Below are 26,939 nucleotides of genomic sequence, written 5' to 3'. Positions count from 1 at the left end.
GTGGCCACGGCTAGGGATGGACACGGGCCCATGGACACCTACACTTTGCGCCCCGATCGGTTCGATCGAGCAGGTCAGGATCAACTCGTCGACGTGCGCGACTTACAGGCCGCGCTGCCCGGTATCCGCAGGTTGCGGGACTGGGCACACGACGCGCTCGCGCTGCGCCCCGGCGAACGCGCCGTCGACATCGGCTCCGGCACCGGCACGGAGGTCATGGCCTTCGCCGACGCGGTCGGACCCGACGGAGTGGCGGTCGGGGTCGAACCCGACCCGAACCTGCTCGCCTCCGCGGAACGCCGCGCCGCACAGTCCGGTTCGACGGCCAAGTTCCACTCCGGCGACGCCTACGGCCTGCCGTTCGGCGCAGGCAGTTTCGATGCCGCGCTGTGCGAGCGGGTCTTTCAGCATCTGACCGCGCCCGCCCGCGCCGCCAACGAGATCGCGCGCGTGCTGCGGCCCGGCGGCCGGGTCGTGGTGGTGGACAGCGACTGGGGCACCGCGATCGTGCATCCCGGCGAGCGGCGGGTGGTCCGCGAGGTGGTCGACACGTTGATCTCCGCGACCACCAATCCGTTCTCCGGCCGCAAGCTGCCCGGCCAACTGACCAAGGCGGGCTTGGTGATCGACGACATCGGCTCGCACGCGCTGGTGCAGGACCGCACCGTCGGCGTCGGCTCGCTGGTCACCCGCATCTCGGCGATGGCGGTGGCGCGCGGGGTGATCACCGAGCAGGAGCGCGCGCAGCTGGTCGACGACCTCGAGGCGGGCGCGGCCAGCGGCGACATCCACCTCTCGGTGACGATGTTCGCCGTGCTGGCGCACAAGCCGGACTGATCCTTACGCAGCACAGCGGGCGCGTACCTTCGGGTACGCGCCCGCTGCCGCGTATTACGTGCCGAGCAGCTTCTCGGTGGCCGCGAGCAGTACGCAGGTGGCCAGGCCGTCCATCGCCTTCTCCAGCTCGGGCAGCTTCGGGAAGCTCGGCGCGATCCGAATGTTCTTGTCCTCCGGGTCGTTCCGGTACGGGAAGGCCGAGCCGGCCGCGGTGAGCGCGATGCCCGCGTCCTTGGCCAGGGCGATCACCCGGCCTGCGGTGCCCTCCAGGACGTCCAGGCTGATGAAGTAGCCGCCCTTGGGCTCCGTCCAGGACGCGACCTTGGACGCACCCAGCCGGTCCTCCAGGATCCGCAGGACCAGCGCGAATTTCGGCTCCAGGATGGCGCGGTGCTTCTGCATGTGCGCGCGCACGCCGTCGGCGTCCTTGAAGAACCGCAGATGGCGCAGTTGGTTGATCTTGTCCGGGCCGATGCTCTTCTTGCCCGCGTGACCCAGGTACCAGTTCAGGTTTTCGGTGGAACCGCCGAGGAAGCTGACGCCCGAACCGGCGAAGGTGATCTTCGAGGTGGAGGCGAACACCAAGGGGCGGTTGAGGTTTCCGGCCGCGGCGGCCAGGCCCAGCACGTCGTACACCGGAGCCGCGGTGTCGGTCAGCGGGTGCACGGCGTACGCGTTGTCCCAGATGAGGCGGAAGTCCGGCGCGGCCGCCGGCATCGAAACCAGTTCGCGCACAACCTCTTCGGAGAAGGTGACACCGGACGGGTTGGAGTAGTTCGGCACCACCCACATGCCCTTGATCTGCGGGTCGTTCGCGACCAGCTCGGCGATCGCGTGGGTGTCCGGGCCGTCGTGGTGCATCGGCACCGGGATCATCTCGAAGCCGAGCACCTCGGTGATCGAGAAGTGCCGGTCGTAGCCGGGGCTCGGACACAGGAACTTCAACTTCTCCTCGGCAGCCCAGCGGCGCGCGGAGTCGTTGGTGCCGTACAGCATTGCGAACGCGAGCACGTCGTGCATCAGCTCGAGGCTGGCGTTGTTGCCCGCGATCAGGTTGTCCACCGGGATGCCGAGCAGTTCGCCGAAGATCGCGCGCAGCTCCGGAAGTCCGTGCTGGCCACCGTAATTGCGGCAGTCGGTGCCGGTGCCGTCGCGGTAGTCGCCGTCGCCGGGCAGCGACAGCAGGCCCAGGGACAGGTCGAGTTGTTCCGGCGAGGGTTTCCCCCGCGTCAGGTCCAGCGTGAGCTTCTCGGTCTTGAGCGTCGCATAGTTCGCGTGCTGAGTCTCGTGTTCGGACACGAGTTCCTCGTGGCTCATCAAACCGATCTGCGTTTGCCGGGGCATCCTGGGCAGCCTTTCGAAGCAGCGGGGACGTGGGTTGTGGCCAGACCGATGTGCGGCGGCCGGACGTTCAGCCCACCGAGCGCATCGGGCGTCGACGGACCATAGTTCACGTTACCCGTGTGCTGCTCGGATTTGGAGGCGTTATTCGACAGCCGGACTTCGGTCCGTGCGGGCCCCTCGAAAATTAAGGGGACCCCGCGCACCCGGCAGAGCCCATTGACCCTTGCTGCCTTCCGGCCCTGGGGGAGTTCACAGGATGCGCGCCGCGCGGGATCCGTCAGCAAGTGTAGCCGCTCCCCCGCCGATCCCCCGCCTCCGGGTACCCCAACCGAGCCCAAAACCAGGCCGAACAGGGACTTTCCTGCTCCGAACGGACCCGTTTGGCGTCCACCCTCCTCCACCCGGTATGCTGCTCCACGGAGGATTCGCCTAGTGGCCTATGGCGCTCGCCTGGAACGCGGGTTGGGTTAACGCCCTCAGGGGTTCAAATCCCCTATCCTCCGCAGAGAAGACGCAGGTCGGGGGCTATTTTCGGATAGCCCCCGGGTTGCGGTCAACATGCGGTCAACACGACCGTTGCATCTGAGGCTCGATTCGGCGCACCCACACATCCTGTAGGCGCGACCCCAGAGGTACCAGATGTCGAGTATCCGCGAACGCACCACCAAGCGCGGCCCTTCCTATTTCCAAGTTCTGTTCCGGCACAACAAACGTCAGTGCTCCGAACGCTTCGACACCCTCGGCGAGGCCGAGCGCTGGCAGGCGGTCCTGGGTCTCTACGGTCCGGCCGAGGCGCTGAACTTCCTCTACGCCGAAGCCGAGAAGGCTGACGACGCGGCGGCGGTGCCTAACATCCACGACGCCTTCACCGAGATCATCGACAGCATGACGGGAGTGGAGCCGGGCACCCGGCATCGCTACCGGCGCGTGCTGGTCAACGACATCGAGCCGTTCTTCGGAGCCCTCTCCCCGGTGACGGTGTTCTGCGAGACGGTGATCGGGCGGTGGATCAACCACCTCGCAGAGAACGTCGGCAACGCCGCGAAAACCATTGCGAACAAACACGGTGTGCTCTTCGGCATCCTCAAGAAACTCGCCCGCCGGGGCGTGATCCCCTCGAACCCGTGCGAGCAGACCGAGCTGCCGCGCGTGGTGCGCGCGGAGATGGACCACCTCGAACCCGAGGAGTTCGCCGCCCTGCTGCGCGCCCTGCCCGAGCGGTGGCGACTACTCGTGGAGTTCATGGTCGCCTCCGGCGCGCGCTGGGGCGAGGTGACCGCGCTGCGAGTGCGCGACATCAACCGCCGCGCAGCCACGGCGCGAATTCACCAGGCGTGGAAGTACACCGGCGGCAAACGCCGCCTCGGCCCGCCGAAGACCAAGAAGTCCACGCGCACGCTCAACCTGCCCGTCGGGCTGGTGGCCAAGCTGCCACTGGACGGGCGCGATCTCGACGAGTGGTTGTTCTGCACCGGAGACGGTGAGCCGGTGAGCATCTCGCACTTTTACAAGGACGTGTGGGTGCCGACTCGCGACGCCCTCTCCCTCGCGGCCAACGATCCGCTCAGCGGCAAGAGCCCTCGCATCCACGATCTGCGCCACACGTGCGCGGCGTGGATGCTCTCGGCGGGGGTGCCGATCCATGTGGTGCAGGCTCATCTCGGGCACGAGTCGATCAAGACGACCGTGGACACCTACGGTCACCTCGACCGCAGGGCTGCCGCCGACGCGGCGGCGGTGATCGGCGCGAAACTCGCACCGCAACCGAGTGAGCCCGCGCCGCTGCCGCCCGAGCTCACCCCGCTGCCGCCCGCGCTGGCGAAGGTGATCTCGCTGCCCGCCCCCGTCTATGACACTCCGGCGTTCGCGAAGGTGGCGTGATCACCATGGCGCACAACACCATCGGCGGCGCTGCTGGTGCCGACCACCGCCCGCCGGTGCGGCCACCGACGCCGCTGCGGCGCGCGCAGTACGCCGCGATCATCGGGCGGATGCCCGCGCACCAGTGGCGGCTGTTGACCGACTATCTGGCCTTGTCCGGCGAGCGATTGGCCGAGGCGTTCGCCCATGCCGACACCGACATCGACCCCGGCAGCGGGGCGTGTGAAGTCGCCCGCTACTGGCGGTGGCTCGGCGATCGGTGGGTGCTGGTGGATTCGCCCGCGCCACGCCGGATCTGGCTGCCCGAGGGGTTGGTGGCACGGCTGGAGCTGGCCGGGACCGGCGAGGAGTTGTTCCGCATCGACGGGGCGAGCGGGCCGGGGTTGTTCCGGCGTTACGTGCGCCGGGTCTGGACTCCGGCGGTCGCGGCGGTGTCCGACGAGGTGCTCGGCGGCGCGCGTCCCGGCGTGGAGGTGCTGCGGGTGACGTGCGCGCAGTGGATGGCCGAAGCGGGCGTGCCCTGGCCGATGATCGCGGCACACCTGGGCTTCCGCCGGACCTCCGGGTTCCTGCGCTCACATCCGCAGGTGCTGGCCACAGCGGCGGGGGAACAGTAGACCCAGGCCGCAGGCCATCCAACGGGGCGGCTCGGCGAGATCCGGGTCGCCCCGCTGTCGTGGCCGACATCGTGGCACCACGCCGATCGAGAAAGAGGATGGACGAGAATGACGGTCATGACCGAGGAGCGGGTGCAGGTGCGATGCATCCTGGTGTACGGCGAGGGCACCGACGCGGTGGCGCAGCTGGCGACACCCTGGCATCAGGGCCGCGCGCCGTTGCTGGTGGCGGCGTCGGTGATCGCCGCGCAGGCGGGACTGCCCGCGGGCGAGTTGCCCGGCCGGCACTTCTGGGCCACCGGAGACGAGGCGGGGCTCGACGGGTTCGAGCTGGTGAACGACCCCCGCCAATAGCGTTGTAATCACTACTCTTTCGTTGTAATGTGGGTGTTGCCGGACGGGGTCGGACCCGCCCGGCAGGCAAATCACCAACAACCCGAAAGGGCTCACATGAGCAACGAACACGACGACCTGGTGGCCACGCTCAGCGAGGTCACCGACCGCAACCACGCCCGGATCGCCAAGGTCCTGCTACTGCTGGACATCCCGATCAAGATCGAGGTGCCCGAAGACGCGCAGGACTCCGCAGCCATCGACGCCCTGCTCAACGCCCGCCAGCTCATGCGCGAGCTGCCGACGCACCCGGTGCACGAGGGGGTGCTGAACACGGCGATACTCGATTTCCTGGGCGGGCTGACCTTGAGCAACACCGCCTTCGACAACCCCGGTGACGCGGAGTGGCTGCTGCGCGCGGCGCTGCTGAGCATGTACCGGGTCAGCGAGCAGGTGAGCATCGCCTACGGGCTGCTCACCGGCCGGATTTCGATCGAGGAGTTCGGCGGCCTGATGGACTGACCGACAGCAGGTGCCCGGCGCGCTGCGCGCCGGGCATCTGCCGTTGACGGTTTTGGGTGGCCAGCGGGGCGAGGCGAACCTCTGAGTCGGAACCCCGCTGGCCAGACAAATCGACCAACCCAAGAAAGGGGGTCAACACACGATGGTAAGCCCAGACGGCCCCGCCGCGCCACGGTGGATCGCGCCCGAAATCGCCCAGCGCTACGGTCGCGCCCTGACCACGGTGCAGAAGGTCTGGATGGTCAAGCCCGACTGGCCCGCCCCCGTCGGGCGGCGCGGGCACTGGAACGAGTACCTCGCCTCCGACGTCGAAGCCGCGATCGGGCCAGCACCGGCTGCCACCGAGACCCCGAGCGCGTCCGGCGATCCGGACGAGTTGCTGACCATCTCCCAGATCGCGGTCTACACCGGCAAGGCCCGAGGCACGATCGCCGCCTACGTCTCGCGAGGTCAGTACCCGGCCCCGGACGAGGACAAGGACGGCGTCAAGCGCTGGCGTCGCGCCACGGTCGACGCCGACGCCGCCGCGCGCCGGAACTACCTTCGCCAGGGATCATGAAATCTCTTGAGGGACAGTAGATTTCATTGATCATGTCGTTGTAATCACTACTCTTCCATCGTAGTGTTGGTGCCGTCGGGCGGGGTCGGATCCGCCCGGCGGACGAATCACCGACAACCAGGAAGGGCTCCCCATGAGCTACATCTACGACGACGAGCGCCCCCAGGAATTCACTCTGGACAAGTTCGGCGCATTGACCAGGCACGCCTACGGTGTCATCGCGAAGATCCTTGCCGCACTGCCGATCCCGATCACAGTGACCCCGCTCCCGATCGCCGATCCCAACGCGGCGCTCGACGAGTTCGCCAGCGCGCGTAGAGCGATGCGCGACATGCCGGTCGGCGCGGCGATCGGCGACGCGGTCGTGGCAGTGTTGCTCGGCTGGCTCACCGCCGTAACGATCGCGGCGGTCGAGCCCGACGACGACGGCAGCGACGACTGGATCCTCGAAGCGGCCTACTACCAGATGATGGCCGTCGAATTGCGTGCCCACCTCGCCTTGGACATGGTGACCTCGATCTGACGATCCACCACGACGATGCCCGGCGCGCACTCCAGCGCGCCGGGCATCGCCTTGTCGAGGACGTCGCGATCAGACACACCCTCGGTCGATACGTGGACTAAAGCCGTTGTCTCACAAGAGTTTTCATTGCCACGATGCTTCCATGATCGCCATTCCGTTTGTAGTGTCGGTGTCGCCGGACGGGGTCGGACCCGCCCGACACGACAGATCACCGACGACGGGAAGGGTTCGCGATGAACCTCGACAGCACCCACATTCACGGCAAGGGATTCCGGGCATCCCGAATATCGCACCACTGCAGCACCGTTCGGCTTCCCCGCCGCCATGGGGGTGCATGCGCATGAGCAGGCACGAGAAGCCGCGCGAGGATCGCTACGAGTGGGAAAGGACGCGCGGGGTGATCAGCGCGTTCGGCGAGGCCAAGACCGTGAACCAATGGGCTGCCGACCCCCGGTGCACCGTGAAGCGAGAGGCATTGCGCAATCGGCTAGCCCTGGGCTGGGCACCGGCAGTCGCGATCACACGGCCCAAATACGAGCAGCCCGTCCTCGAATTCACCCACAACGGCCGCACCCGCACCCTGCGCGGCTGGGCCGAGCAGAGCGGGATCAACTACCACACTCTCTACCGGCGAATCACCAAGGGCAACATGACGTTCCCCGACGCGCTCGCCAAAGGATCCGACGGGCCACACTTCACCATCCCGGTGAGCGCGTTCGGCGAGACGAAACCGCTGCACCAATGGGGAGTCGACGAGCGGGCCAATTGCACCGCGCAGACCATCGGGCGGCGGATACGGCGGGGCTGGGATCCCGAACAGGCGATCACCCAGGAGCCCGACTCCCGCAGCACGCTGGGTACCGGCGTCCCGCTCGACGCTTTCGGTCGCCGTATGGGCATCGAGGACTGGGCACGGCTGTCCCAGATCCCGACCGGCGTCATCACACAACGGATGGACAGCCACGGACTCACCCTCGAAACAGCCCTGCGATCGCTGGGCTGGGTGCCGGACGAAACCGACGCCGCGCTGCCGGATCTGGTGCGGACTCCGGCCGGCGAGCTGCGCCCCGGCGACACCATCGTGGCCGTCACACAGGACCCCGGCACCGATGACCTGTGCTTCACCGTGCGCCGGATCGAGATACCCGAACTCGCAGCCGACGCCTGAAGGGACACTGCCCTGGGTGGATCATGATCCACCCAGGGCAGTGCACGTCATGAAAACTGTTGCGATAGAAGACACCCGGCGACGTGCGACATCGCCGGGGCGAGCTAAACCTGTGCGATCGCCGCCACGATCGTGGCGACGCCGAGCGCTTTGGCGGCGTCGAGCCTGTGAGTCGGCACAAGCTCGCAGAGCGGACCGCGCTCGTCTCGAAACACGCTGAGGCGGAAGGTGTCCGAGTCCGGGGAGCGGGTGACGATCGCAGCGTATTCGCCGAGTGCGCACTCGCCGGTACGCAGCGTCCACAGCTCGACGGTGTTGTGCGCGGCCAGCACGTCCGGGTCGGTTTCGCGCGTCCAGCCCTCGGCCGGTGTCGCGCCGAACAGGGTGTGCTCACATCCCCGGTGCTGCTGAGCGGCGACGTCGCGTTCGGTGGGCTCGCTGATGGCGAGGTCGTCGTCCCAGTATCCCGACCAGGTGGCGCATCCGGCGGCGAAGCCGTCGACGCCCTCGTCTACGACGATGACGTGGCCGACGAAATTCGTGTTGTGGTCTTCGATGATCGCGCTCGCCTCGGCGTCGAAGTCCCCGACGTAGTCGGTCGGGATCGCCAGGATCTTCCAGGCTTCGGTGTGGGTGGTGAACGCCCCGACCACGCCGGAGGTGACGGCGCGGACGGCGACGCGAGTGGTCCTCATGTCGGTGTCCTCTGATCTCGCGTGGGGCTCGCGGGGAGTGGATGCCCGACGCGAGGGTGTGGTGCGATGCCGGGCATCGGGGTTGCCGAGGGCGAATTGCCCTGGGCGGGTGCGCTCCTCGCCCAGGGCAATTCGTGATCAGTGCGCGGTCAGCAGGCGGTGGACCTTCTGCGCGTGGTGCGCGGTCTCCAGCAGCTGGAACGCCGCCAACTCGAGCAGGTAGTTCTCGCTACCGTCGGGTGCTCGCTCGATCATCACCAGGTTCACACCGCTGGCCCAGGTCAAGATCGCCATGAGCGCTGCGCTACGGGCGTCCTCGGATATTGGCTCGCTACTGAGCTTTCGGCGGGCCGCGACCATCGCGTCGAGCGCGTCGTCGATGCTCACCTCCATCATCGTCGGCATCGGGATCGGCTTCGGAAGGGTGTCCAGGAACCCGGCGATCTCGTCGTAGGTGTGCATGGCGAGCGCGCCGATCTTCTCGGCGTTGTTGTCGTACTGGTCGAGGTTCATCTCGATCCCTTTCGTTGTGTGGTGATCTGTCGCGCCGGGCGGGTTCCGACCCCGCCCAACGACACCGACATTACAACGATGCAGTAGTGATTACAACATCACCCTTGGCGAAAACTTTTCTGTAACAAAGGTTTTCGAATCAGCGCGGACCGTGGGCGAGATGCCCGGCGGCAGACCCCGCAACGGGCCGATGCCCGGCGCGCGGGTGGCCCGCCGGGCATCGGTCGTCGTGATCGTCAGATCGCTGCACTCCGCAGCGGCCGGCGAACGGTAGACACCGGAGATCGTGGTGCGGCACGGCGCGGCGACGGCTCGGAGCCGTTCGGCCCCGAGTCACCCCGTTCGAGCCCAGCCGCGGGCGCCCCACTCTTGGGAGCAGCCCGGCCGGATTCGGGTGTCGCCCGGGTGTGTCCGGCGTCGAGGTCGACGCGGTGTGCAGCGCACGTAGTCGTCTGGGACGATCATCGACATCGTTAATCCGGTGGATGGATCGGCGACCGGCACGCTAGTGTCGAACCACACGGCCGACCGCCCGCTCCCGCACCAGGGAGGGACGGTCGGTTCTTTCGTTCATCGAGGCCCCGCACAGGGTGGACCCTGGCAAGCGTCACCTATCGTCTCGCAAAATGCGCGTATTGCGTTGTCGGGCAATCGATTACCTCATCGCGACGGTTGACTTTCTGGGCATGCAGAGGGTTCATGGTGTGGACGAAACACCCACAGCGAGAAAGGACGCGACGATGGCGAACAACCTCTACATCGTGCAGGAGTACGACGACAACGGGATGGCGTTCGACGAGTCCCTCTCCGATACCGAGTATTTCGATGACGCGGACTTCGGTGGCGACGCCGAGCCTGCGGCCCTCGCCGCCTGGGAGGCCGCCACCGCGCGCGGCGGGGCGTGGAAGCTGCTCAAGGTCGGGTAGCCCCGAGAGACGAGCGATGCCGCCCGGTACGCCGGGCGGCATCGCTCGTCTCGGGTCAGCCCCATTCACCGGCCAGCGCCAGCGCGGCGGTCTCGGCGGTGTCGAAGAACGGGCCGCGCGTGCGGCCGGTGGCCTCACTGACCTTGCGCCAGCCGGTCGGTACGCGGGCGACGTGCCCGCACGGCCATTCGTTGACCCGGACCTCATAGAGTGCAGGCCCCTCGGAGTCGGTCTCGATGACGGTGAGCACGACCCGGATGTCGATGTGCCCGCTCATGCCCCTATCCCCTTGTCGCGCAGAGCCTCCAGATACCGCACCAAGGCGGAGGCGGCGGCGATACTGGGCTCGGCCGCTCCGGCGTGTGGCCAATCATCGCGATGGAGGGCCAGGTCATCGAGAAGCTTGTGTGCTTCGCTGAGGAGGGTTGTCGGGTCGATCGCGGCGACGCCGCAGACCCATCGATACAACTCGAGGCAGTAGTACTGGCCGACCCATCCGGCGGCGACGACTTTGGCTTCATCCTCGGTGAGCACGATGCCCGTCCCGTCGTCGCGGTAGGCGCGGCGGGCGATGGCGTTGTAGGTCGGCTTAGCCATGCTGGACTGCCCCTGCGTGCAGGAACTCGGCCAGGGCGGCGACGGCCAGGGCGGCGGTGTGCGGGTCTCCTGCCGGATCCCAGGTGTGCCATCGCGTGGCGATGGCCGGATCGCGGACTTCGGCGAGCAGGCGCGCGGCTTCGGCGGCCAGCTGGCTGCGAGCGATCTGCTCGGCGTGCGGGCCGCCGTCGCACCAGTGGGCGAGGCTGAAGAATTCCTCGCCGTTCCAGGGCGTGCCGCCGTAGTAGTCGGTGAACCAGCGCCATGCGATGGTCCGGGCCTCGGCGTGGGTGATCCGCGCGCCGGGATCGGCGGCGAGCTTGACGAGGACCTCGTCATAGGTCTGGTATCGGATATCGCTGTCGGGCATGGGTTTTGCGCGCCTTTCGATGTGGGTTCCAACGGCCAGCCAGGTGCACCGGCCGGTGGGCCGGTGCCCGAGGCTGGGCGTTGGATCCGCTACTCCTCGGTGGCGAGGGTGTAGCGCTTGGGCGCTTCGCAGGTCCGGATCGCGGTGCCCTCGGCGACCAGCTTTTCCAGGGCGTTGTGGATGGCCCCGGCGGAACGATCCAGTTCCTTGGCGAGCTGGCTAGGGGTGAATTCCCGGCCCTCGCAGTCGGTCAGGAAGTCCTCGATCATCCCCCTTAGTGCCCCCTTGCCCAGTCGCTTCGGCTTGGCCGATTCCTCGGCGTCCGGGGTCGCCTCGGTCTCGTCCGTGGCCGGTCCGGCGTCAGCGTCAGCGTCGGCCTCGTCCGTGGCCGCTTCGGCGTCGGTGTCGGGCTCGTCCGTCGCCGTTTCGATTGCGTCGTCGGCCTCGGTGACAGGCTCGGCGCTGGTGTCGGTGGCGTTGTCGAGATCGGTTCCGGCGGAGTCGATCCCGGCGTCTGTGGTATCGGCCTCGTTCTCGCCCGCTGTCGCGTCGTCCTCGCCGGTGGTAGGCGTGGCCGGGTCTTGCGCCGGTGTGGCGGTGTCGGCCGATTCAGCGGGGACTTCGGCGGTCTCCTCGGCGAGGGTCTCGCTCTCGCCGTCGGTGTCGCCGGAGGTGGTCTTGGGCCACCAGCGGTCGGCGGGGCGGCGGGCGCTGCCGTCGGATTCGCCTTCGGTGCGGTACGCGCCGCCGGTGCGCTCCAAGGCGACCAGGAGCTTGCGGGCGGTGGAGCCGCCGATTCCGGCGATCTCGGCCAGCTTCGCCGAAGTGCAGCCGGGTGTGTGATGCAGTGCCGCCCAGAGCATTTCGGCGGTGGTGCGTTCGGGGAAAGTCTTGTGGGCCACGACAGCTCCTCGGTGTTGATCGGTTGGTCGTGCCCCGGTCGGGGCGGTAGCCCCCGGTGTGCTGCCGGTGTGTTCGGGCTACGACACCATGAACGCTCTCGTCGCTACCGAAGTCAAGCCGGGTGTGGATGAAATGAGTTGTCTAGCAACAGTTTTCGATTCACGACGGACTTGACTCGTGGCGGGGTGCAGAGCGTTCATGGTGTCGCAGCAATCAACCAGCACGAAAGGATTCGCGATGACCAGCGACACCAACCCCACCGCACTGCCCGAGGCCTTGACCGGTATGGACCTGGCCGACTTCGCCGAGCGCCTGGCCGAGCATTGGGGGCCGGGCTGGACGCTGTACCCGTACATGAACGGCACGCACGAGGCGTACCTCAACGGACCGCAGCGCCAGAAGGTGCGGGTCTCCCCGGTCGGCAAGCATCGGGTGGAGGTGGTCGGGCTCACCTACGACCTGCCCGACCTCTACTACGACAAGAACGCCGAGAAATGGGCCGAACGGATCAAGGTGAGCACCAAGCGGTCCATCGACAAGATCGCCGCGAAGGTGCGGACCGAGTTCCTCGAAGGCGAGAACGGCTATCTGGCCCACCACAAGTACCTGCGCGAGCTGCGCGACCGCCTGCGCGCCGAGGAGCGCTGGCCCGGCACCGACCCCGAGACCTTCCCCAGTCCCCGCTACGGAACCCGCGTCCGCTGAGCGAGTACCCGACACGGCGGGTAGAGCGACATCACGCACTACCCGCCCATCCCGTCACCCGCGTCCCGTCTTCGGCGACAGCCGACGGCCGCGCCTCGGTGAGGGCCGATCGGCCCCGGCGCGCTGCCGGTGCAATTCCAGTAGCGACCGGGGAGCGATCCGGCTGCCCTGGGTACGCGAAACATCGCCTACGACAATCACTTTGGATGCGGTCGGACAGACATGGGGTTGACTTCTCGCCGGGTTCAGAGCGTTCATGGACACACCGATCCACGGGCCTATATCACAAGCCACCGACAGACAGGACAGGGTTCATGCGCGCCTACGGGGTTACCCGAGCCGATCAGGAATGTTGCTGGGGCCACAGCCGATACCCGGCGGGCTACAACTCGCGTGCTTCACGTCGCCGCCACGCACGGCTGACGGCGAAAGCCCATCGCCGCGCACGTCACGCCGTGCACGACGCCCTGCGCGTGCACCGCCGCTGAGCTGGCGGATCCGCACACACCACCGGTATCCGGAGTCCGAGCCTGGTCGCGACCGCGAATCAGGCGCAGAGGGTCGCCGCCCGCCGATTATCGAGGCTCACAGCGCTCGCCGGGCTCGGCTGGAGGAACCGGCCCCACGGAGTTGCGATCCGTTTCCCGGACGTGGGCGAGACCTCTATCGGCGTCGATTCCGGCCGAGCCTGTGGATAAGGCTTGTGGAGCCGAAGAAGATCACGATGAACAACGCGAGGCTGCTGCCGAGCAGGATGACCTGCGCTTGGCGATCGGCGAGCCCGAGTTGCTGATCTGCCTGGACAGCAGAGGAGCTTGCGAAGAACGCTACGGCGCAGCCGAACAGCGCCAGGAAACCCACCAATCGCCGCGTCGAGTCCGATAGCGTGCCGTGGAGGCGGACCGATTCGGTGAGTTGGTCCGCCTCCTCTATCCGGCTACGGGCCACGCTGAGCAGTTTGTCGGTGTGTTCCTCAGCGGCCGTGGCCGCCGCTGCCGCGTCGCGGCTTACCGAGATCGCGTGGCGCAGATCGCGGTAGCGGGCCATCAGCACGAGATAGTCCGAGGCGTCGATCGGCGACGGAATCCGTTTCACGGCTTCATCGACGGCACCGAGGGCGGCATCGTCGTCTCCGCAGAGATGCAGCCCCCGGGCCAGACGGTAGTGAAACGCATGGTCCTCGGAGTGAGCGGCGACGGCGTCGCAGGCATATCGGCGGAGTAGCTCGCCCTGCCCGTCGAACGGTGGCGCGTCATCGAGTGCGGCGGTGATGATGTCGATCGATACGTAGGTCCGGGCCGGGCAGGCCCAAGCCTGCTCCACCAGTCCCAGTGCGACCTCGGTGCGGCGCGGCCTGCCGCCCAATAGCCCTGCTGCCCGCAGGGCTATGAACACCGGGCTGTCCTCGGAGTCGAGGATGCCTGCGGTCTCCACGGCATCGAGGAAGCTCACCAGCTCCTCGAAGTGATAGTTCGAGCGCAGTTTGCTCGCCTGGTAGAGACAGATCATCCGCAGGCCAGATCGGTCGAGGACACCGTCGGCGAATTCGGACAGAGTCGTGAGGACTTCATCGGCAGGTTGGACCAGATGCCGTGTCCTGACCGCGAATTCGACACTCCACCGCTCGGCCACGGCCTCACAAAGCTCGAGGGCGACGCGGTCGGCCAGCCAGCTGGCGCACTCGGCGGCCACGGTGACGGTCGGCTCGTCGAGTAGCCGCTGGCCCCAGTACTGACTCGCGCACAGGAGAAACGGATCTCTGGTGAAATTGCCTGTACTGACATCGAAGCGCGGGACCTCGCCCGCGGCAAGGTAGAGCCGGGCAACGCGATCACACTCGCGGTCGTTGCCGAGGATATCGAGCCTGACCGAGGCCAGTGACGCCTCCGCCGCTGCGTGATCCATGCCTGCCTCCCACCCGACGACCTTGTTCTGGTCTGCCTACCACATCGCGGCCATCGACGAAGCCCAACGGCCCGGCGGCGGCAAGGCCGACAACTCCGAGAGACTGGCCGCGATATTGCGTTGCGGTGATCATCTGACCTGCGCACGATCGAGCGATGACCATACGCCGAGTGGATAGCGACGCCTGGCAGCTCGTACGAACGGTGCGCCTGGTGGCATTGACCGAAGCGCGCGATGGCGTGTTCGGCTCGGCATTCGAAGTCGCCTCGGCGTGGGACGAGGGGCAGTGGAGACGCTGGATGGATGGCCAGGCGCTGTTCGTCGCCGCGGGCGACGGCGAGCTCCTCGGTTCGGCCGGCGGCGTCCTCGGCGCCGAAGGCCCCTCGGTGGGCTCGGTATGGGTGAGTCCACCAGCCCGCGGCACCGGAATCTCCGACCTGCTCGTCGGCGCGGTGGCCGACTGGGCACGCGCCGACGGACACGACCGGCTGCGGCTATGGTTCACCGACTCCAACGCCCACGCGCGAACGCTGTATACCCGCCTCGGCTTCACCGCCACCGGCCGGAATCGGCACGCTCTCGACGCTCCGGCCGTCGCCGAGATCGAGATGGCACTGCCGCTGACGTCGGGCTCGCACACCGCCTCACCGTCACGTTCGCACCTTGGCCTAAGGCTGCGGCTGCTCGGTCCACACGACGAGCCCCAATTCCTCGCCGTCCGTGCCCGGTTACACGCCGACGGGTTCGACTTCGCCAAGGACTACCGAGGCCCCTGGGCGGCCTATCTCGACCAGCTCGACAGGGCGCGGCAAGGCATCGATCTGGCTCCGGAGACAGTGCCGAGTACCTTCCTCATGGCCGAGGACGCCGCCGGGCAGATCATCGGCAGCAGCGATATTCGGCACCGCCTCACCAGACGGCTCAGCCATTGGGGCGGCCACATCGGCTACGTCGTCGTGCCGGAGCATCGCGGGCGCGGATACGGCACCCAGATCCTGCGCCAAACCCTGCCACTGGCAAAGGATCTCGGTATTGCGCGCGCCCTGCTGACCTGCCGCAGCGACAACACCGCCTCCCGGCGAGTGATCACCGCCTGCGGCGGCGACCTCGACACCATCACCGACGACGGAATCTGCCACTACTGGTTGCCGACCTGACGGGCACGGCCCGGTCGCCCCGCGCGGGGCGACCGGGCCGTGACGGTTCAACGGCTCACCGCTAACCTGCGGATTAGTCTCTGCCGAAGCTGCTGCCACGAAGTTCTGCGAATACTTGATGGCGCGCGTAGGTGACGATCGTGTCGTAGATGACTATCACCGTGATCGCGTAGGTCAGCGTCGCGACGGCGGTGTACAAGCGACCCATGGTGTTCTCCTAGCAGTGTGGACGGAAAATGTTGTCGGGCAGAAATGTTCAGCCCTGGCAATCAAGGCGGGAGTCTCATGCGGGCTAGCCAGTGGTACGTGCGGGACACTCATCGACCTCTGAAGCTCCCGAATCGCCATCGGCCGAGGGTGGCGGGTCGGGCTCCTCGCGTTGTTGGGCTCGGGTGACCAGTCGTATCGCCTCCCGGCACAACCCCGCCATTTCGGTATCCCACTTCCGCTCTGTGTCCTGCTCGGCGAGGACCGGCACCGCGCCATCTTCGGTGTTCAGAGCCGTGTCGGCCCGTCTGAGCGGCAAGCACTCGGGCGGGCAGGCGTAATGCTCGCTCATCACAGCTATCGCCTTAGTGCTGGTGAGTTTCCCCGGATCGACGAGGCAATCGCCGAAACGTGTGATGGCGCTGCCGTTATCGGGGTTTGCTGCGTTCACGACACCGCCCGCTCGACCGCGACGCCGTCATCGACGATGCGCCATCCGCTCCACCAGCACGGGAGTTTGTCCCACGTCTGATGTGGCCGGATCGTGTTGTCGTCCACCGACACCGACCCGCACCACACCGCCGGGCAGGCGACCCGGACCAGGTCGTGGTTCGCGTCGAATTCGGCTCTGCCGCAATCAGCGTGGAGCCGAACGTAGCCAGCCCCACCCGCCGCGACGCCAGGCGGGATCGAGGAGCAGTCAGAGTTCTCGACCGCCGGATTCGGGTGAGAGGTGTTCTGCGGATGGGCATGCAGCCAACGTCCCCACCTCATCGGCATACCCCGGCTAGCAGCCCCGAATGGAACCAATCGAGGAAGCCCGAGTAGTCAACCGCACTCGATACCTCCATCACGCGACCATCCAGATCGCGGTAGAGCCGGGCATCAGGTGCAATCCGAAGCCACTCGCTGCGCAACCTCACGAACGGCAAGTTGAGGCCGAGGCTGAGTGCCAGCGGGTCATGCATCCAACTACCGCCCCGCCTTTCGAACCAGACGTCGAAGTTCGCCACCAGGAGCTTCGCCGCCGGATGAACCGATGAGCGCAGGCTTCCCATCAACGCCCATTCAGGGGTGATGTGAATCGCTGGCGCGTTGGTGAAATCGGACAGCATCAACCTCGGCTTGTGCGCGACCCGCAAACCCAATCCCGCAGAGACGGTGTCAGTGCGTAGGTTGTGGCTGGCACGGCTCTTGTCTCGATATTTGTCGATCCAACCGCCCATTTGGGTCAAGACGAACCGCTCGGCCAGCTCCGGGGCAGCGGTCACGACAGCGGCGTAGTTGGTCATCGGCCCCATGCCGACCCAGTCGATCAGGCCGGTCGTGGTGGCGCAGATCCGGGCCACCGAGTCGACCAGATCATCGGGCTGCGGCTTCAGGCCATCGAGGTAATCGTCCATCAGGAACCGCCGCTCGCCGCCCGGGAGTTCGAGGCCGGCGATCACCGGCACGTCGGCACGATCCAGCAGATCCAGCGCGTGGCGGGCAAGCCGAGCCCGCCGACCGCCAGTCTCATCAGCGGTGATCACCACGAGATTCGGCACAGTCCCGGCGGCAAGGACCAACGCCGCAAGGTCATCCGGATCGTAAAACACGTCTGTATCCAGGATCATCACCTTGTCCAACCAGCCTGTCATCGCACGGGTATACGCTGCCGCCATCGGATGGCCGGTCATCGGTGGTGGGTCATCGAACATGTTCTGTCGCACTCCTTTTCACTGTGATGTTGCGGATTTCGGAAGGAAAGTTCGGTGCCGAGCGGACACAGCGGGTCGGTGACCGACGCCCCCTGAGCGCTTCGAGGAAGGATCGCCCGGTCTGCTCGTGGTCACTGGCGGTCCCCGAGAGCAGGAAGCCGTCGCGCCCGGTTGCTGACTTCGGCGCACAGGTCGGTGTAGCCGTCTGCGAGCTCGGCCAGCCGATACCAAGCGGCGTGGACTTTCACGTCGTCGGGTTCGAGCGTCATCAACAGGTGATAGGCATGCACGACTGCGCCCGCGAATCTGTCGACCACCTGGCCGAGAGTCTCGGTGTGCAGAGTTGCGGACCGGTGCGGGATCGGCAGCCGAGCCGACACCCACGAGTCAACGTCATGGATGAGTTCCGCTCTCTTGCAGTGGATTTCGGAAGCTGTAGGCTCGCCGACCAACTGTTGCCAGTGCAGCTGGCCCAGTTCATTGGCGAGCTGGCAGAGCCGATGCTCATCGGAGAGTTGGCCCCGGATCGCCAGGAACAACTCGTCATCGGACGGGAGAGACAACACAGGTCACCACCTGTCCGACCGCGCGGATGCGCAAGCGCGCAGCGGGATCACCGCTTCAGCGCTGGACTAGACGACATTTCGTCCTGGTCAATCACGGCCAATGCCGTATGCATCACCAACGGGAGCGTCGGCAGAACCGCACCCGGATGCGGCGGTGAAAACCAAGTCCACTCGATCCCGGCATCGGTCATCGGCAACCACACGCGTGTACGTGGTGACAGCACTGTTCCGTCATGGCGCATCAACTCGGCCACCGCGCGGTTACGCACTCGCCCACGGGTGCTGGCAAGGAAAATCCAGTGGCCGCCTCGTGGAAAATGCCGGATGATCGGCACCGACACCTCATCACTGAAAGCCTTCTTCACCCGCAGCCCCAACGGCGGCGGCATCAAGACCGCGCCGACCGTGTCACCGGTTGCGATGAACGCCCGCCGATCGAATAGCTCGACCGGCAGCCCGAACTTGCGGCGGTAGACATGAGCCACCTCGTTGGGCGTGTGACAGCTCTCGAACATCACTGCACCGCCTTCGCGTGGCGTCCATCCTGATTACTTACGACCGTCAGCAGCGGGCGCAACTCGATCGGTTCCCACGCACACTCAGCAGCGTCCTGCCGCCCCTTTGCCGCACCCGCGCTGAAACCCTGAATCCGCCTACCACGCAGCAGCGCTCGGCCGTGCATCATCGGCTGGCTCGCATCCAACGGCGGGCGTTTGATTTGGTCTGCGTAGGTGGGCAAGTTGGCCAGGCGCACGGCGCTCCCGCCATCCCTGCCAACTCCAGCGCGGTCAGGCTGAGGTCCTGGGCATACTCGCGGAGAGCAGCCAGCTCCTCAGCGCCCCTTAATGCGGCTACCGCCTGAGCTGCGGTGAGCGTTCGTCCGGGCAGAAAGCTGACCACCCATCCGCCGTCCCCAACGCTCCGCGCCTGGTGGTCGGTCTGGTCGCTGCTCATCGAATGGCCGACTACGTGTACCGCCATCGTTCCCCGATCCCCCCGACGCAAGTCGAAGTGAGCTTTGAACTGTGATCTGTAGTACACATGACAGTACGTCACTGAATTTCAGTATTCAATACAAATGAAGAGGTTTAGCTGGCATTCGCTGCTGTAGCGTGAGGCGACCTCACCGCACGGGAAGGAAGCGCGATGACCCAAACGTCATCCGTTGTTGCTGGCTGGGAACTGATGATCCGCATCAAGCAACAGATCGCTGATCGCGGGATCAAGGCCAGCACCATCCAGCGCGAACTCGATATCGGCGCAACGTACTGGTCTCAGCTCGTGAACTTCAAGGGCTTACTGACCGACGAGAAGCTGAAGATTCTCATGCAGCTGCTCGAGTTCGAGCCTGACGAACAGCAGGAGCTGCTGGACCTACGAGCGGTCGCGAAGACCCGTGGCTGGTGGAGCGAGTATTCGGCGCTCTTCGATGACGAACTCCTTCGCTTCTACGGTATGGAGAACGGTGCTCAAACCATCCGCAGCTTTGAGAACGGCGTGATACCTGGACTGTTGCAGACCGAGGACTACGTCCGACTGCTGATGAAATCCAGCGTCACGACGGGTCGACCGACCGAAGTCGAGCAACGCGTGCGTGTTCGCCTCGCACGCCAACGACGCCTCAAGGGACCAGATCCGATCCAGCTGTCCGTGGTGATGGGCGAGGCGGCGCTGGCCTACGTGGTCGGCGATCCCCTTGAGGTTCATGCGCCTCAGCTTCGCCATCTTCAGAGCCTGGTCGAGACTTTGCCCGACACGCTGGACGTTCGGATCATCCCGTTCACCAATGGGGCAGGAATCGCCAGTCTCAACGCCGCGACGTTCCACATCCTCGGTTTCGAGAGCCCGCGGCTCCCCAAAGTCGGGTGGCTCGAAACCGCGATCTATGGCGAAGTTGCCTCCGACACCAAGCGTGTGGACGCGCTGGACTACCTCCACAACCAGCTGCGGTCGATGGCGCTCAGCCGGGAGGAATCGTTGCAACTGATCGACCAAACCGCACGCCAGATAGGGTAAGTACCGTGAGCGCAGACTTCTTCAAATCCACATTCAGCGGCGGGGACAAGACGTGTGTTGAGGTAGCCCACCAACACGAGCACGTGCTCATCCGGGACAGCAAGGATCCCGATTCGCCGGTTATCTCAATACCCGCCGAGCACTGGACGGCCGTCCTGAAGATGGGAATCGATGCGGCCTCCGGAACGGTGGCCGACGTACTTGCCATTGCGATCCACAGAGACGGCAGCGCGACGATCACTGGCCACGGCGTCGATTTGGCATACAACCCTGCAGAGTGGGAAGCATTCGTCAAGGGTGCAGCAAACGGCGAGTTCGATCGGCCAGCGCCATCGGCGGCTACTGGATCTGGAGCGCGTGACGGAGAGTTCGTAGCCGCCTAGCGGTTCCGCCGATCGTGACGACGACATACGTGTCGATCGCGTTGGAACCGACTCGAGGTGCCGCCGCTGCGCGAACCCATGGGAAAACCAGTGGAGGTCCGGGCCCTTGAACCCCCACGATGATGCGATGGTCACCAGCGAGGGCACTGTGCATCGGATCGAATGGAACGAGGTGCCAGAACTGGTGCGCAGCGAGATCGAGCGCCACCTGGGAGCGAAGGTCCGTACAGTCAACAGCCAGCGAGGCGGGTTCAGCCACGGCATGGCTGCTCGACTCGTGCTGGACGATGGGGTACGGGTTTTCGCCAAGGCGATCTGCGACGACGATGCCCTCGCACCGATGTACCGCGCTGAAGCAGACACCGCCGCACGGTTGCCTCAGCAAGTCCCCGCCCCCAGCGTCCGGTGCGTCATCGAAACGGCCGGCTGGTTCGTCACCGTCTTCGAGGACGTCGAAGGCCGACATCCTCTGCTCGATCGCCCGAACGAGCTGGCCGCCGTGCTCGCCATGATCGAACAGCTCGCCGAGGTCCTGACCCCCAGTCCCCTGGCCGGTGGATCAACGATCGCCGAGGACTACGGACCGAAATTGACGTGCTGGCGACAGTTCGCCGAGCACAGCCCACCAGCCGATCTCGATGACTGGTCGCTGCGCAATCTGGACCGGTTGGCCGCGCTTGAGTCGACTTGGTTCGAACCCGCCGCCGGTGAAACCTTGCTGCACACCGACCTTCGCCCAGACAACATGCTGCTGCGCCCCGACGGCACTGTCGTTGCGGTGGATTGGGCGTGGCCGTGTCGCGGCGCGGCATGGATCGACCTCGTCTCGCTGGCACCCTCGATGGCCGCCGGCGGGCTCGACCCGGACCCCATACTCGCGGCACATCCGGTCACCCGTGGAACCAACCCCGCGGCCATCGACGCATTCGTCTGCGCGCTGGTCGGCTACTGGGAACACAACAGCCGCCGACCAGCGCCACCGAAGTCACCGAAACTCCGCAGCTACCAGGCGTGCTCGGCGCTGGTGTCACGAAAATGGTTGCGCCGACGGCTCGCCTGGCCCTAGACCGGCCGCTACTGACTCACGCGAATAACGGCGACCCCGTCGATCTGAGATCAACGGGGCCACGGTTGCGCGGATCAGGCTTCAGATGGTTCGTTCGTCGCTGACGACGATCGTTCCTCCGCCACTTTCCATCGTCACGAATGTTTCGAACCCAGCAGTTTGAAGTCGCTTCAGTTGCGCACCGAGCTTGCCGCTTCGACCTACGACTTCGACCACGCGGTCTTGAGACCTCAGTTCACGCGCGACCGCGAGGACGTCAGCGACAGCAATGTCGGGATCAGCGAGGACGGCTGTTGCATGTCGCTGGACCTCGTTATTCAGCAGGCCGACGATGCGCTCGAATCCGATCGAAAACCCGCAGGCCGGGACGTCCTTGCCGAGAGAACGGCCGATCAGCTTGTCGTATCGGCCACCGCCAGCAACCGAGCTGGACATCTCAGGGTGGGTGATCTCGAAGATCTGCCCGGTGTAGTAGCCCATGCCGCGGACGAGTGTGGGGTCGAACTGCCATTTCAGTGATCGGTGTGCTGAGAGCCGATCCAGACTCGCGGTGATGGTCGCGATGTCGGCGATCACTTCGCTCGACAGACCAGGCAGGGTGTCAGTGAGCGTATCGGCGAGTTTGTCGCCAGCGACGTCGTCGAGGCTGTCGATCTTGTCGATAACGACTGCGATTGTGTCGGAGGGCATTCCGGCGTTATCGAGTTCGGCGCGGACACCGTCCCAGCCGATCTTGTCGAGTTTGTCGAGCACGATGAAGAACCGGTCCCAGGACTGTTCGGGCAGGCCAGCATCGGCTGCGAGAGCGGTCAGGAAGCGGCGATCGGAGAGACGGACGGTGAGGTCGTCGAGCCCGACTACGGCCAAGGCTGCGGTTGTTGCCTCGATGAGCTCGGCTTCTGCCAAGACAGTGGGCTCACCGATCATATCGATGTCGCATTGGTAGAACTGACGGAAACGGCCCTTTTGTGGTCGTTCGGCTCGCCAGACAGGTCCGATCTGTAGGGATCGGAACGGTGTCGGCAGCTGAGCGTGATTGTTGCCGTAGAACCGAGTCAACGGGACCGTAAGGTCGAACCGCAGACCGAGGTCGACCAGGTCCCGGATTTGCGTGCCGGGCTCGGGGTCCTCGGGCAGGCCGCGCTTGAGCACCTGGTAGATCAGCTTCTCGTTCTCGCCACCCTGGCCGCCTTGCAGTCGGTTGATGTATTCCAGGGCGGGTGTCTCGATGCGTTGGTAGCCGAAATGGCGGTAGGTGTTGGTGATTGCCTCCAGCACGTGGTCCCTGGTCGCGACGTCAGCGGGGAGAAGGTCCCTCATTCCGCGGGCGGGGCTGTTGTCGGCTTTCACGACTGTCCTTCGCTCGTTTGCTCACTCACCGCCGGTGCGCGGTACACAGGAATGGTAAGTGGTCGCCTAGCTCGGGCCGGTTGGCGCGTTTGGGCGAGCACGATGAGCTCCCCTGGGACGACATAATCCTCTGGTACGGAGCGGATTCCGCGAAAATCCCTGCCATTTGAAGTTCACTACGCTGGGCCGCTGGGGGTGAAGCGTAGGAGCGGCACGTTGTAGAGGTCGGGCTCGGGCGCGCGGTGCATCGTCGGATGGGTGACTTCGATGATGAGCATCTCAGTGAGGAACTGGACACGGGCATTGAGCAGGTGGCTTGTGTGACCGGTCGCGGAGTGTTCTTTGAGGCCGATTGCCACATGGATGTGGGGCAGGATCTGGTCGTTGTCGAGGTCGTAGGCGAGGGTGCCTCCGCCGAAGGCTTCAACGTTGGTGAGGTGCACCCGCGACCAGACTGGAGCTTGGGGGTCGTCAAGTTTCTCGCAGGTGCCGACCAGGTCAGCTTCGCTGAATCCGGCGATGAACGACGGGATGTAGCCCTGGCGGATGTTGTTGGTGCGGCAGAATTCGGCAAGGGCGGGGTAGAAGTCCTCGCCGTGTTCGAGGACAAGGCCGAAGCTGCGGCCGAGGGTAAGTTCGTGGCTTCGCATCAGTTGTCCTTGCTGCATTTGATTGGCCAGGGCCAGGTGCTGGGGTCGGTGTAGCCACCGGCTGCACCGAATGCAGTTGCGATGGTGGGCTGGTCGCAACCTGTCGTGAGGAGGGTCAGCAGGAGGATGCGGGCTTTGATGGGGTCGAGATAGCCGGCGGAGATGAGACCTCGAGCCAGGAGGTCGCGTTCGGAGCCTGGGAATCCGTATGTAGTAGCAAGGACGGATCCAGCGCCGGTGCGGGAGGAGAGCACGACAGGAACTCGGGCACAGAGCGTTTCGAGTACAGAGACCAAACCGGACGGGACGTGTCCGGCTCCGAATCCGGCCACGACGAGCCCATCGACGTGGTCGGCGAGCGCCTGCAAAGTGGTTCCGTCATCACCCAGGGTGACCGGGACGACGGCGACGCGGATACCGTCGGCAGGTTTGGCAGGCACGACAGTGCGATGAGTGAGCCGGTTGAGCAGCCGGGGTCGTCCTTCGACGAGGTAGCCCAGCGGGCCGCCATCGGGCGACTGAAAGGTGACGAGGCTGGTGGTGTGAGTCTTGCGGACGCGCCGCGCTGCGTGGATATCGTCGCCGAAAACCACAAGGGCGCCTTGGTTTCTGGTGTGCGGGCTGGCGGCGGTCTGGATCGCGGCCAGGATGTTGGCGGGACCGTCGGCACCGGCGAGGGTGGGGTTGCGCATAGCGCCGGTCACGATGACCGGCTGGGGTCCGGCATGGAGAAGATCCAGGAGGTAGACGGTTTCCTCGATGGTGTCGGTGCCCTGGGTGACCACAACACCGTCGACATCGGTGAGCCGGTCGCTGATCTCGGTCGCTAGCGCGGTGATGTCCGAGATTGTCAACGAAGCGCCGGGGACGCGCCGGAAATCCTGTACCTCGACGGTGATGCCGGACTCCCTAAGGCCAGGGACGGAAGCGAGCAGGTCGTGCGCAGACAGTGCTGGCGCGACACCGCCGCTGGTGGTGGTCGACATGGCGATGGTGCCACCGAGTGCGTAAACAATGACGCGAGAGGTGGTTTCGGCGGAGGACACTCCGGCAGCCTAGCGATCAATACGACCCAGGTCTGCCACGAAACGGCATGCGCGATCAAGACCAGCCAGTGAGAGGAGGCGACTGCGCGGCTGGATGAATCCGGCGATGCCGTAATCGGCGAGCCCGCTACATCGGCGCACGAGCCACGACCAGTCCAGTTGTAGGTAGTCGGCCAGTTGATGCAATCGCTCGTTTGGTGTGGGACCGGACAGGATGGTGTGGGTGCGTGCCCAACTGGCGGTATCGCCGAACTCGGTGAGTGTCGGCCGGTGATCGGTGATGTCGACCTGCCATAGGCTGTCTGAGTGGATCCACGTGGCGACGATGGCTCGGCGGCCGGGGTCGAGGAGGAAGCCTTGCGTCGCTGTATATTCCGGATCGGTGCAGACGGTGACGTATATGCCCCACGATTCCATCAGAGCCGCGGCGAGCAGCATCAGCATGCGTTCGGGTCGCCAGGAAGTCGGCACGGTTTCGGGTGGGATGCAGAACGATCGTGTGGAGAAGGCGCTGGTGGAGTTGAACAGCGCAGCAGTGCGCTGCAGGTACTGGTACTTGTGCGCGAATAGCAGCCAGGTACTGGCTTCCTCGCCACGCTGTTCCCGGGTCCAGAAGGCGGGGATCTCGGCGAGTTCGCCGGTGTGGCGCAGAATATGGCGGGCGCAGAAATCGGATCCAAGCCACATCTGCGATACCGCCGATAGATCTCCTGCCAGTTCGAGGCCCGCTGTTGAACGTGGTTGAAGATCGAGCGAGGTAACCCGTTGCGTGGCGTTGGTGAGTTCTGCGTCATCGTCGAGCAACGCATCGTCCAGGTTGGTCACTGCCCACAGAAGCGCGAGAGTGAACTCGTCGACGGCATACGCCTGCGGAATCAGAAGAGGCGCATCATCGTTGGCAGCAGTCAATCGGGCATGCGCACGACGCCGATCGAGTCCATAGAACCGATTGCCCTCTTCGCCGGTCACCGTGGCCACGACGAGCTTACGTTGCGGTCGTCGCAGCACAGTGGGATCGATGATGCCCTTGGCCGGTGTGGCGACAACACGACCGCGGTCGAGGTGAGCAGGAATGACGAGGGCCGGGGTGGTTGATCCGGCGAAGAACCGGCCGGGTGGCGTGCGGATTTCGACGCTCTCGTACTCGTCGGGCTTGGATCCGGTGGCGATGCCAGTTACCGCTTGATCGACGGCCGACACCGCGACCTGAGCTCCATGCTGTGCGGCTTGCTCGGCTTTGGCCTTGCGCCACAGAGCAAACAACTGTCCGTCGGCGGTCAGAGCGGAATCCAACGCTCGAATCAGATCGAGCGAGGGCAGTCCGAGGCCGCGTTCAGCGCGCGAGACATATTGGGGGGTATAGCCGATCCGTCCCGCGAGTTGAGGTTGGCTCCACCCCGCGGTGTGGCGTTTGCGTTTGATCTCCAGCGCAAGCTTGCCGACCATCGGCGCTGGATTATGTAGTGCGGCATCAGAATTCGTCACTGGCGGCCCCCTGCGGTCGTTCTCATCATTGTCGATTGCAGGGGGGTCAACAAGGTGTAGACGGTATTTGTCCCCTGCCGCGTCGTGAGGTTCGTTGATGTGCTGAGGGAGGCCGACATCGCAGTTCGCGGTGGTCGACGGGTTCAGACGATCTGGATGAAGAGGTGTTCCCATGAAGGAAATCGAGTTAGACATCAACTGTGGTGGCATGATCAACGGTGAGGTGGTAACCGCTACCGGCACCGGTCAAGGTTCTGTGGACCGTGGAACGCTGGCAATCAACTTGGCGTTCTCCCATATCCCAGAAGGGTTTTCGATCTACTGCGCATCACAGTGGACCGCGTGCTGCTCCACACCGACCTTCGCGATCGAGCGGGACGGCGGGGTCAACATGTTGACGCTCACCAAGGGGCGCTACCGCTGTGAGCGGACGTTCGACTTCGGTGAGTACGGCACCTACCAGTACTACTACGAGATCCGTCTCGATCAATCAACCGGCAAGATGAAAGCCACTGGTGGTCTCCACGGCACCCTCGATCTTCCTGAGCTTGTGGCTGTCGAGCCCAACTTCACCGAGATCATGGTTTTGGCCGGGCCCGAGCTGGTGCGGTCGTTCTCCCGGTCGGCGTTCATCGCCGCGGACGGAACGCGGATCCCGGTCAGGGTCCAAGGTCAATACAGCCCGCTCGACCGTGATCCCGCCGCCGACTGGACCTGCTGCGCCACCGACCAGGTGCGCAAATCGTTCATCAACGTTCTCAACGCTGAAGGGACGGAGCTGTCCCTCATCTACTCGACGGTGATCGCCGGAATCCACGCGCCGGAGGCACTGCCGGAATTCGGTCTGGCCAACTAAGAATCCGCACTTCGCTGGCGGGCAAGGAACAGGCGGATCGCCCTGCCCCCCAGCGGCGT

32 protein-coding genes, 1 tRNA gene and 1 other RNA gene are annotated in these 26,939 nt (G+C 65.5%); 16 read left to right on the top strand and 18 right to left on the bottom strand.

Annotated features, from left to right (window positions below):
• The first annotated feature begins 30 nt into the window (after positions 1-30).
• Positions 31-837 (top strand): methyltransferase domain-containing protein, encoded by an 807-nt coding sequence (locus IBX18_RS38125; protein ID WP_194838291.1) that lies wholly within the window; start codon positions 31-33, stop codon positions 835-837.
• A gap of 54 nt (positions 838-891) precedes the next feature.
• Here the strand turns inward: IBX18_RS38125 and IBX18_RS38120 are convergent, their stop codons facing one another.
• On the bottom strand, positions 892-2,181 hold the full coding sequence (locus tag IBX18_RS38120) for an aminotransferase class I/II-fold pyridoxal phosphate-dependent enzyme (RefSeq protein ID WP_194838290.1): 1,290 nt from the start codon (positions 2,179-2,181) through the stop codon (positions 892-894).
• Between the two features lie 184 nt (positions 2,182-2,365).
• Positions 2,366-2,460, bottom strand: an RNA gene (gene ffs / locus IBX18_RS38115) — signal recognition particle sRNA small type.
• 139 nt (positions 2,461-2,599) lie between these two features.
• On the opposite strand from ffs, the gene IBX18_RS38110 reads away from it, so the two are divergent.
• The 8 genes from IBX18_RS38110 to IBX18_RS38075 all read left to right on the top strand — a co-directional run bounded on the left by IBX18_RS38110 (position 2,600) and on the right by IBX18_RS38075 (position 7,784).
• Positions 2,600-2,684, top strand: a tRNA-Ser gene (locus IBX18_RS38110).
• Between the two features lie 136 nt (positions 2,685-2,820).
• Positions 2,821-4,062 carry a site-specific integrase gene (locus IBX18_RS38105; RefSeq protein ID WP_194838289.1) on the top strand — a complete coding sequence of 414 codons (1,242 nt, stop codon included), beginning with the start codon at positions 2,821-2,823 and terminating at the stop codon, positions 4,060-4,062.
• Positions 4,063-4,067: 5 nt separating this feature from the next.
• Positions 4,068-4,679, top strand: coding sequence for a hypothetical protein (locus tag IBX18_RS38100; RefSeq protein ID WP_228542431.1), 612 nt, complete (start codon positions 4,068-4,070; stop codon positions 4,677-4,679).
• 108 nt (positions 4,680-4,787) lie between these two features.
• Positions 4,788-5,033, top strand: a complete 246-nt coding sequence (locus tag IBX18_RS38095) for a hypothetical protein (protein ID WP_194838287.1) — start codon at positions 4,788-4,790, stop codon at positions 5,031-5,033.
• Between the two features lie 96 nt (positions 5,034-5,129).
• Complete coding sequence (locus IBX18_RS38090) at positions 5,130-5,534, top strand: hypothetical protein (RefSeq protein ID WP_194838286.1); 405 nt, start codon at positions 5,130-5,132, stop codon at positions 5,532-5,534.
• 142 nt (positions 5,535-5,676) lie between these two features.
• Complete coding sequence (locus IBX18_RS38085) at positions 5,677-6,093, top strand: AlpA family transcriptional regulator (RefSeq protein WP_194838285.1); 417 nt, start codon at positions 5,677-5,679, stop codon at positions 6,091-6,093.
• A 133-nt stretch (positions 6,094-6,226) separates the two neighbouring features.
• On the top strand, positions 6,227-6,616 hold the full coding sequence (locus tag IBX18_RS38080; RefSeq protein ID WP_194838284.1) for a hypothetical protein: 390 nt from the start codon (positions 6,227-6,229) through the stop codon (positions 6,614-6,616).
• Between the two features lie 340 nt (positions 6,617-6,956).
• Complete coding sequence (locus tag IBX18_RS38075; RefSeq protein WP_194838283.1) at positions 6,957-7,784, top strand: hypothetical protein; 828 nt, start codon at positions 6,957-6,959, stop codon at positions 7,782-7,784.
• 104 nt (positions 7,785-7,888) lie between these two features.
• Here the strand turns inward: IBX18_RS38075 and IBX18_RS38070 are convergent, their stop codons facing one another.
• Both IBX18_RS38070 and IBX18_RS38065 read right to left on the bottom strand, forming a co-directional pair.
• Complete coding sequence (locus IBX18_RS38070) at positions 7,889-8,479, bottom strand: hypothetical protein (RefSeq protein WP_194838282.1); 591 nt, start codon at positions 8,477-8,479, stop codon at positions 7,889-7,891.
• 138 nt (positions 8,480-8,617) lie between these two features.
• A complete protein-coding gene (locus IBX18_RS38065) occupies positions 8,618-8,992 on the bottom strand; it encodes a hypothetical protein (protein ID WP_194838281.1) in 375 nt (124 codons plus the stop codon).
• Between the two features lie 740 nt (positions 8,993-9,732).
• Here IBX18_RS38065 and IBX18_RS38060 point away from each other — a divergent pair.
• Positions 9,733-9,918, top strand: coding sequence for a hypothetical protein (locus IBX18_RS38060; protein WP_194838280.1), 186 nt, complete (start codon positions 9,733-9,735; stop codon positions 9,916-9,918).
• Between the two features lie 55 nt (positions 9,919-9,973).
• Here the strand turns inward: IBX18_RS38060 and IBX18_RS38055 are convergent, their stop codons facing one another.
• The 4 genes from IBX18_RS38055 to IBX18_RS38040 form a co-directional block, all read right to left on the bottom strand.
• On the bottom strand, positions 9,974-10,195 hold the full coding sequence (locus IBX18_RS38055) for a hypothetical protein (protein ID WP_194838279.1): 222 nt from the start codon (positions 10,193-10,195) through the stop codon (positions 9,974-9,976).
• On the bottom strand, positions 10,192-10,515 hold the full coding sequence (locus IBX18_RS38050; RefSeq protein ID WP_194838278.1) for a hypothetical protein: 324 nt from the start codon (positions 10,513-10,515) through the stop codon (positions 10,192-10,194). Before IBX18_RS38050 ends, IBX18_RS38055 begins: the two co-directional genes overlap by 4 nt.
• Entirely contained in the window at positions 10,508-10,885 is a 378-nt protein-coding gene (locus IBX18_RS38045) for a hypothetical protein (protein WP_194838277.1), read from the bottom strand. Before IBX18_RS38045 ends, IBX18_RS38050 begins: the two co-directional genes overlap by 8 nt.
• 89 nt (positions 10,886-10,974) lie before the next feature.
• A complete protein-coding gene (locus tag IBX18_RS38040) occupies positions 10,975-11,787 on the bottom strand; it encodes a hypothetical protein (protein ID WP_194838276.1) in 813 nt (270 codons plus the stop codon).
• A gap of 238 nt (positions 11,788-12,025) precedes the next feature.
• Between IBX18_RS38040 and IBX18_RS38035 the strand changes: the two genes are divergently transcribed.
• Complete coding sequence (locus IBX18_RS38035) at positions 12,026-12,493, top strand: hypothetical protein (RefSeq protein WP_194838275.1); 468 nt, start codon at positions 12,026-12,028, stop codon at positions 12,491-12,493.
• 663 nt (positions 12,494-13,156) lie between these two features.
• On the opposite strand, the gene IBX18_RS38030 is transcribed toward IBX18_RS38035, so the two are convergent.
• A complete protein-coding gene (locus IBX18_RS38030) occupies positions 13,157-14,398 on the bottom strand; it encodes a hypothetical protein (RefSeq protein ID WP_194838274.1) in 1,242 nt (413 codons plus the stop codon).
• Positions 14,399-14,553: 155 nt separating this feature from the next.
• Here IBX18_RS38030 and IBX18_RS38025 point away from each other — a divergent pair, with 155 nt between their 5' ends.
• Positions 14,554-15,555, top strand: coding sequence for a GNAT family N-acetyltransferase (locus IBX18_RS38025; protein ID WP_194838273.1), 1,002 nt, complete (start codon positions 14,554-14,556; stop codon positions 15,553-15,555).
• A 73-nt stretch (positions 15,556-15,628) separates the two neighbouring features.
• Here IBX18_RS38025 and IBX18_RS42935 read toward each other — a convergent pair whose 3' ends face one another.
• The 5 genes from IBX18_RS42935 to IBX18_RS38005 form a co-directional block, all read right to left on the bottom strand.
• A complete protein-coding gene (locus IBX18_RS42935; RefSeq protein ID WP_255528272.1) occupies positions 15,629-15,763 on the bottom strand; it encodes a hypothetical protein in 135 nt (44 codons plus the stop codon).
• Between the two features lie 446 nt (positions 15,764-16,209).
• Entirely contained in the window at positions 16,210-16,536 is a 327-nt protein-coding gene (locus IBX18_RS38020; protein WP_194838272.1) for a hypothetical protein, read from the bottom strand.
• The gene (locus IBX18_RS38015; protein WP_194838271.1) at positions 16,533-17,462 is read right to left on the bottom strand and encodes a nucleoside hydrolase; all 930 of its coding nucleotides are present in this window, start codon (positions 17,460-17,462) and stop codon (positions 16,533-16,535) included. Before IBX18_RS38015 ends, IBX18_RS38020 begins: the two co-directional genes overlap by 4 nt.
• Positions 17,463-17,593: 131 nt before the next feature.
• The gene (locus tag IBX18_RS38010; protein WP_194838270.1) at positions 17,594-18,028 is read right to left on the bottom strand and encodes a DUF4254 domain-containing protein; all 435 of its coding nucleotides are present in this window, start codon (positions 18,026-18,028) and stop codon (positions 17,594-17,596) included.
• A 47-nt stretch (positions 18,029-18,075) separates the two neighbouring features.
• Entirely contained in the window at positions 18,076-18,546 is a 471-nt protein-coding gene (locus IBX18_RS38005) for a hypothetical protein (RefSeq protein ID WP_194838269.1), read from the bottom strand.
• 628 nt (positions 18,547-19,174) lie between these two features.
• Here IBX18_RS38005 and IBX18_RS38000 point away from each other — a divergent pair.
• The 3 genes from IBX18_RS38000 (at position 19,175) to IBX18_RS37990 (ending at position 21,493) form a co-directional block, all read left to right on the top strand.
• Positions 19,175-20,044, top strand: coding sequence for a DUF5753 domain-containing protein (locus IBX18_RS38000; RefSeq protein ID WP_194838268.1), 870 nt, complete (start codon positions 19,175-19,177; stop codon positions 20,042-20,044).
• A 5-nt stretch (positions 20,045-20,049) separates the two neighbouring features.
• Complete coding sequence (locus tag IBX18_RS37995) at positions 20,050-20,427, top strand: DUF397 domain-containing protein (protein WP_194838267.1); 378 nt, start codon at positions 20,050-20,052, stop codon at positions 20,425-20,427.
• A gap of 127 nt (positions 20,428-20,554) precedes the next feature.
• Positions 20,555-21,493 carry a phosphotransferase family protein gene (locus tag IBX18_RS37990; protein ID WP_194838266.1) on the top strand — a complete coding sequence of 313 codons (939 nt, stop codon included), beginning with the start codon at positions 20,555-20,557 and terminating at the stop codon, positions 21,491-21,493.
• An 81-nt stretch (positions 21,494-21,574) separates the two neighbouring features.
• On the opposite strand, the gene hisS is transcribed toward IBX18_RS37990, so the two are convergent.
• The 4 genes from hisS to IBX18_RS37970 form a co-directional block, all read right to left on the bottom strand.
• Entirely contained in the window at positions 21,575-22,813 is a 1,239-nt protein-coding gene (hisS, locus tag IBX18_RS37985) for a histidine--tRNA ligase (RefSeq protein WP_228542458.1), read from the bottom strand.
• A 206-nt stretch (positions 22,814-23,019) separates the two neighbouring features.
• Positions 23,020-23,493, bottom strand: a complete 474-nt coding sequence (locus IBX18_RS37980; protein ID WP_194838264.1) for a PPC domain-containing DNA-binding protein — start codon at positions 23,491-23,493, stop codon at positions 23,020-23,022.
• Entirely contained in the window at positions 23,493-24,539 is a 1,047-nt protein-coding gene (locus tag IBX18_RS43305; protein ID WP_306796588.1) for an asparaginase, read from the bottom strand. Before IBX18_RS43305 ends, IBX18_RS37980 begins: the two co-directional genes overlap by 1 nt.
• Before the next feature lie 9 nt (positions 24,540-24,548).
• Positions 24,549-26,198, bottom strand: coding sequence for a helix-turn-helix transcriptional regulator (locus IBX18_RS37970; protein ID WP_228542430.1), 1,650 nt, complete (start codon positions 26,196-26,198; stop codon positions 24,549-24,551).
• Between IBX18_RS37970 and IBX18_RS37965 the strand changes: the two genes are divergently transcribed.
• Positions 26,197-26,880: a hypothetical protein gene (locus IBX18_RS37965; RefSeq protein WP_194838262.1), complete on the top strand. Its 684-nt coding sequence runs from the start codon at positions 26,197-26,199 to the stop codon at positions 26,878-26,880. The two genes, IBX18_RS37970 and IBX18_RS37965, sit on opposite strands and share 2 nt — an antisense overlap.
• Positions 26,881-26,939: the final 59 nt, after the last annotated feature.

This window comes from Nocardia sp. XZ_19_369, assembly GCF_015355715.1.
Lineage (GTDB): Bacteria > Actinomycetota > Actinomycetes > Mycobacteriales > Mycobacteriaceae > Nocardia.
This window is presented reverse-complemented; position numbering and strand designations above follow the sequence as displayed.

Coding starts and splice junctions, on each gene's coding strand:
- IBX18_RS38030 (WP_194838274.1), bottom strand. CDS start 14,398: ATGGATCACGCAGCGGCGGAGGCGTCACTGGCCTCGGTCAGGCTCGAT.
- IBX18_RS38105 (WP_194838289.1), top strand. CDS start 2,821: ATGTCGAGTATCCGCGAACGCACCACCAAGCGCGGCCCTTCCTATTTC.
- IBX18_RS38050 (WP_194838278.1), bottom strand. CDS start 10,515: ATGGCTAAGCCGACCTACAACGCCATCGCCCGCCGCGCCTACCGCGAC.
- IBX18_RS38020 (WP_194838272.1), bottom strand. CDS start 16,536: ATGAGGTGGGGACGTTGGCTGCATGCCCATCCGCAGAACACCTCTCAC.
- IBX18_RS38060 (WP_194838280.1), top strand. CDS start 9,733: ATGGCGAACAACCTCTACATCGTGCAGGAGTACGACGACAACGGGATG.
- IBX18_RS37970 (WP_228542430.1), bottom strand. CDS start 26,198: ATGGGAACACCTCTTCATCCAGATCGTCTGAACCCGTCGACCACCGCG.
- IBX18_RS38100 (WP_228542431.1), top strand. CDS start 4,068: ATGGCGCACAACACCATCGGCGGCGCTGCTGGTGCCGACCACCGCCCG.
- IBX18_RS37980 (WP_194838264.1), bottom strand. CDS start 23,493: ATGCGAAGCCACGAACTTACCCTCGGCCGCAGCTTCGGCCTTGTCCTC.
- IBX18_RS38080 (WP_194838284.1), top strand. CDS start 6,227: ATGAGCTACATCTACGACGACGAGCGCCCCCAGGAATTCACTCTGGAC.
- IBX18_RS38075 (WP_194838283.1), top strand. CDS start 6,957: ATGAGCAGGCACGAGAAGCCGCGCGAGGATCGCTACGAGTGGGAAAGG.
- IBX18_RS38095 (WP_194838287.1), top strand. CDS start 4,788: ATGACGGTCATGACCGAGGAGCGGGTGCAGGTGCGATGCATCCTGGTG.
- IBX18_RS38125 (WP_194838291.1), top strand. CDS start 31: ATGGACACCTACACTTTGCGCCCCGATCGGTTCGATCGAGCAGGTCAG.
- IBX18_RS38025 (WP_194838273.1), top strand. CDS start 14,554: ATGACCATACGCCGAGTGGATAGCGACGCCTGGCAGCTCGTACGAACG.
- IBX18_RS38000 (WP_194838268.1), top strand. CDS start 19,175: ATGACCCAAACGTCATCCGTTGTTGCTGGCTGGGAACTGATGATCCGC.
- IBX18_RS42935 (WP_255528272.1), bottom strand. CDS start 15,763: ATGGGTCGCTTGTACACCGCCGTCGCGACGCTGACCTACGCGATCACG.
- IBX18_RS37990 (WP_194838266.1), top strand. CDS start 20,555: ATGGTCACCAGCGAGGGCACTGTGCATCGGATCGAATGGAACGAGGTG.
- IBX18_RS38120 (WP_194838290.1), bottom strand. CDS start 2,181: ATGCCCCGGCAAACGCAGATCGGTTTGATGAGCCACGAGGAACTCGTG.
- IBX18_RS38065 (WP_194838281.1), bottom strand. CDS start 8,992: ATGAACCTCGACCAGTACGACAACAACGCCGAGAAGATCGGCGCGCTC.
- IBX18_RS38070 (WP_194838282.1), bottom strand. CDS start 8,479: ATGAGGACCACTCGCGTCGCCGTCCGCGCCGTCACCTCCGGCGTGGTC.
- hisS (WP_228542458.1), bottom strand. CDS start 22,813: ATGAGGGACCTTCTCCCCGCTGACGTCGCGACCAGGGACCACGTGCTG.
- IBX18_RS37965 (WP_194838262.1), top strand. CDS start 26,197: ATGAAGGAAATCGAGTTAGACATCAACTGTGGTGGCATGATCAACGGT.
- IBX18_RS38035 (WP_194838275.1), top strand. CDS start 12,026: ATGACCAGCGACACCAACCCCACCGCACTGCCCGAGGCCTTGACCGGT.
- IBX18_RS38090 (WP_194838286.1), top strand. CDS start 5,130: ATGAGCAACGAACACGACGACCTGGTGGCCACGCTCAGCGAGGTCACC.
- IBX18_RS38045 (WP_194838277.1), bottom strand. CDS start 10,885: ATGCCCGACAGCGATATCCGATACCAGACCTATGACGAGGTCCTCGTC.
- IBX18_RS38085 (WP_194838285.1), top strand. CDS start 5,677: ATGGTAAGCCCAGACGGCCCCGCCGCGCCACGGTGGATCGCGCCCGAA.
- IBX18_RS38015 (WP_194838271.1), bottom strand. CDS start 17,462: ATGTTCGATGACCCACCACCGATGACCGGCCATCCGATGGCGGCAGCG.
- IBX18_RS38055 (WP_194838279.1), bottom strand. CDS start 10,195: ATGAGCGGGCACATCGACATCCGGGTCGTGCTCACCGTCATCGAGACC.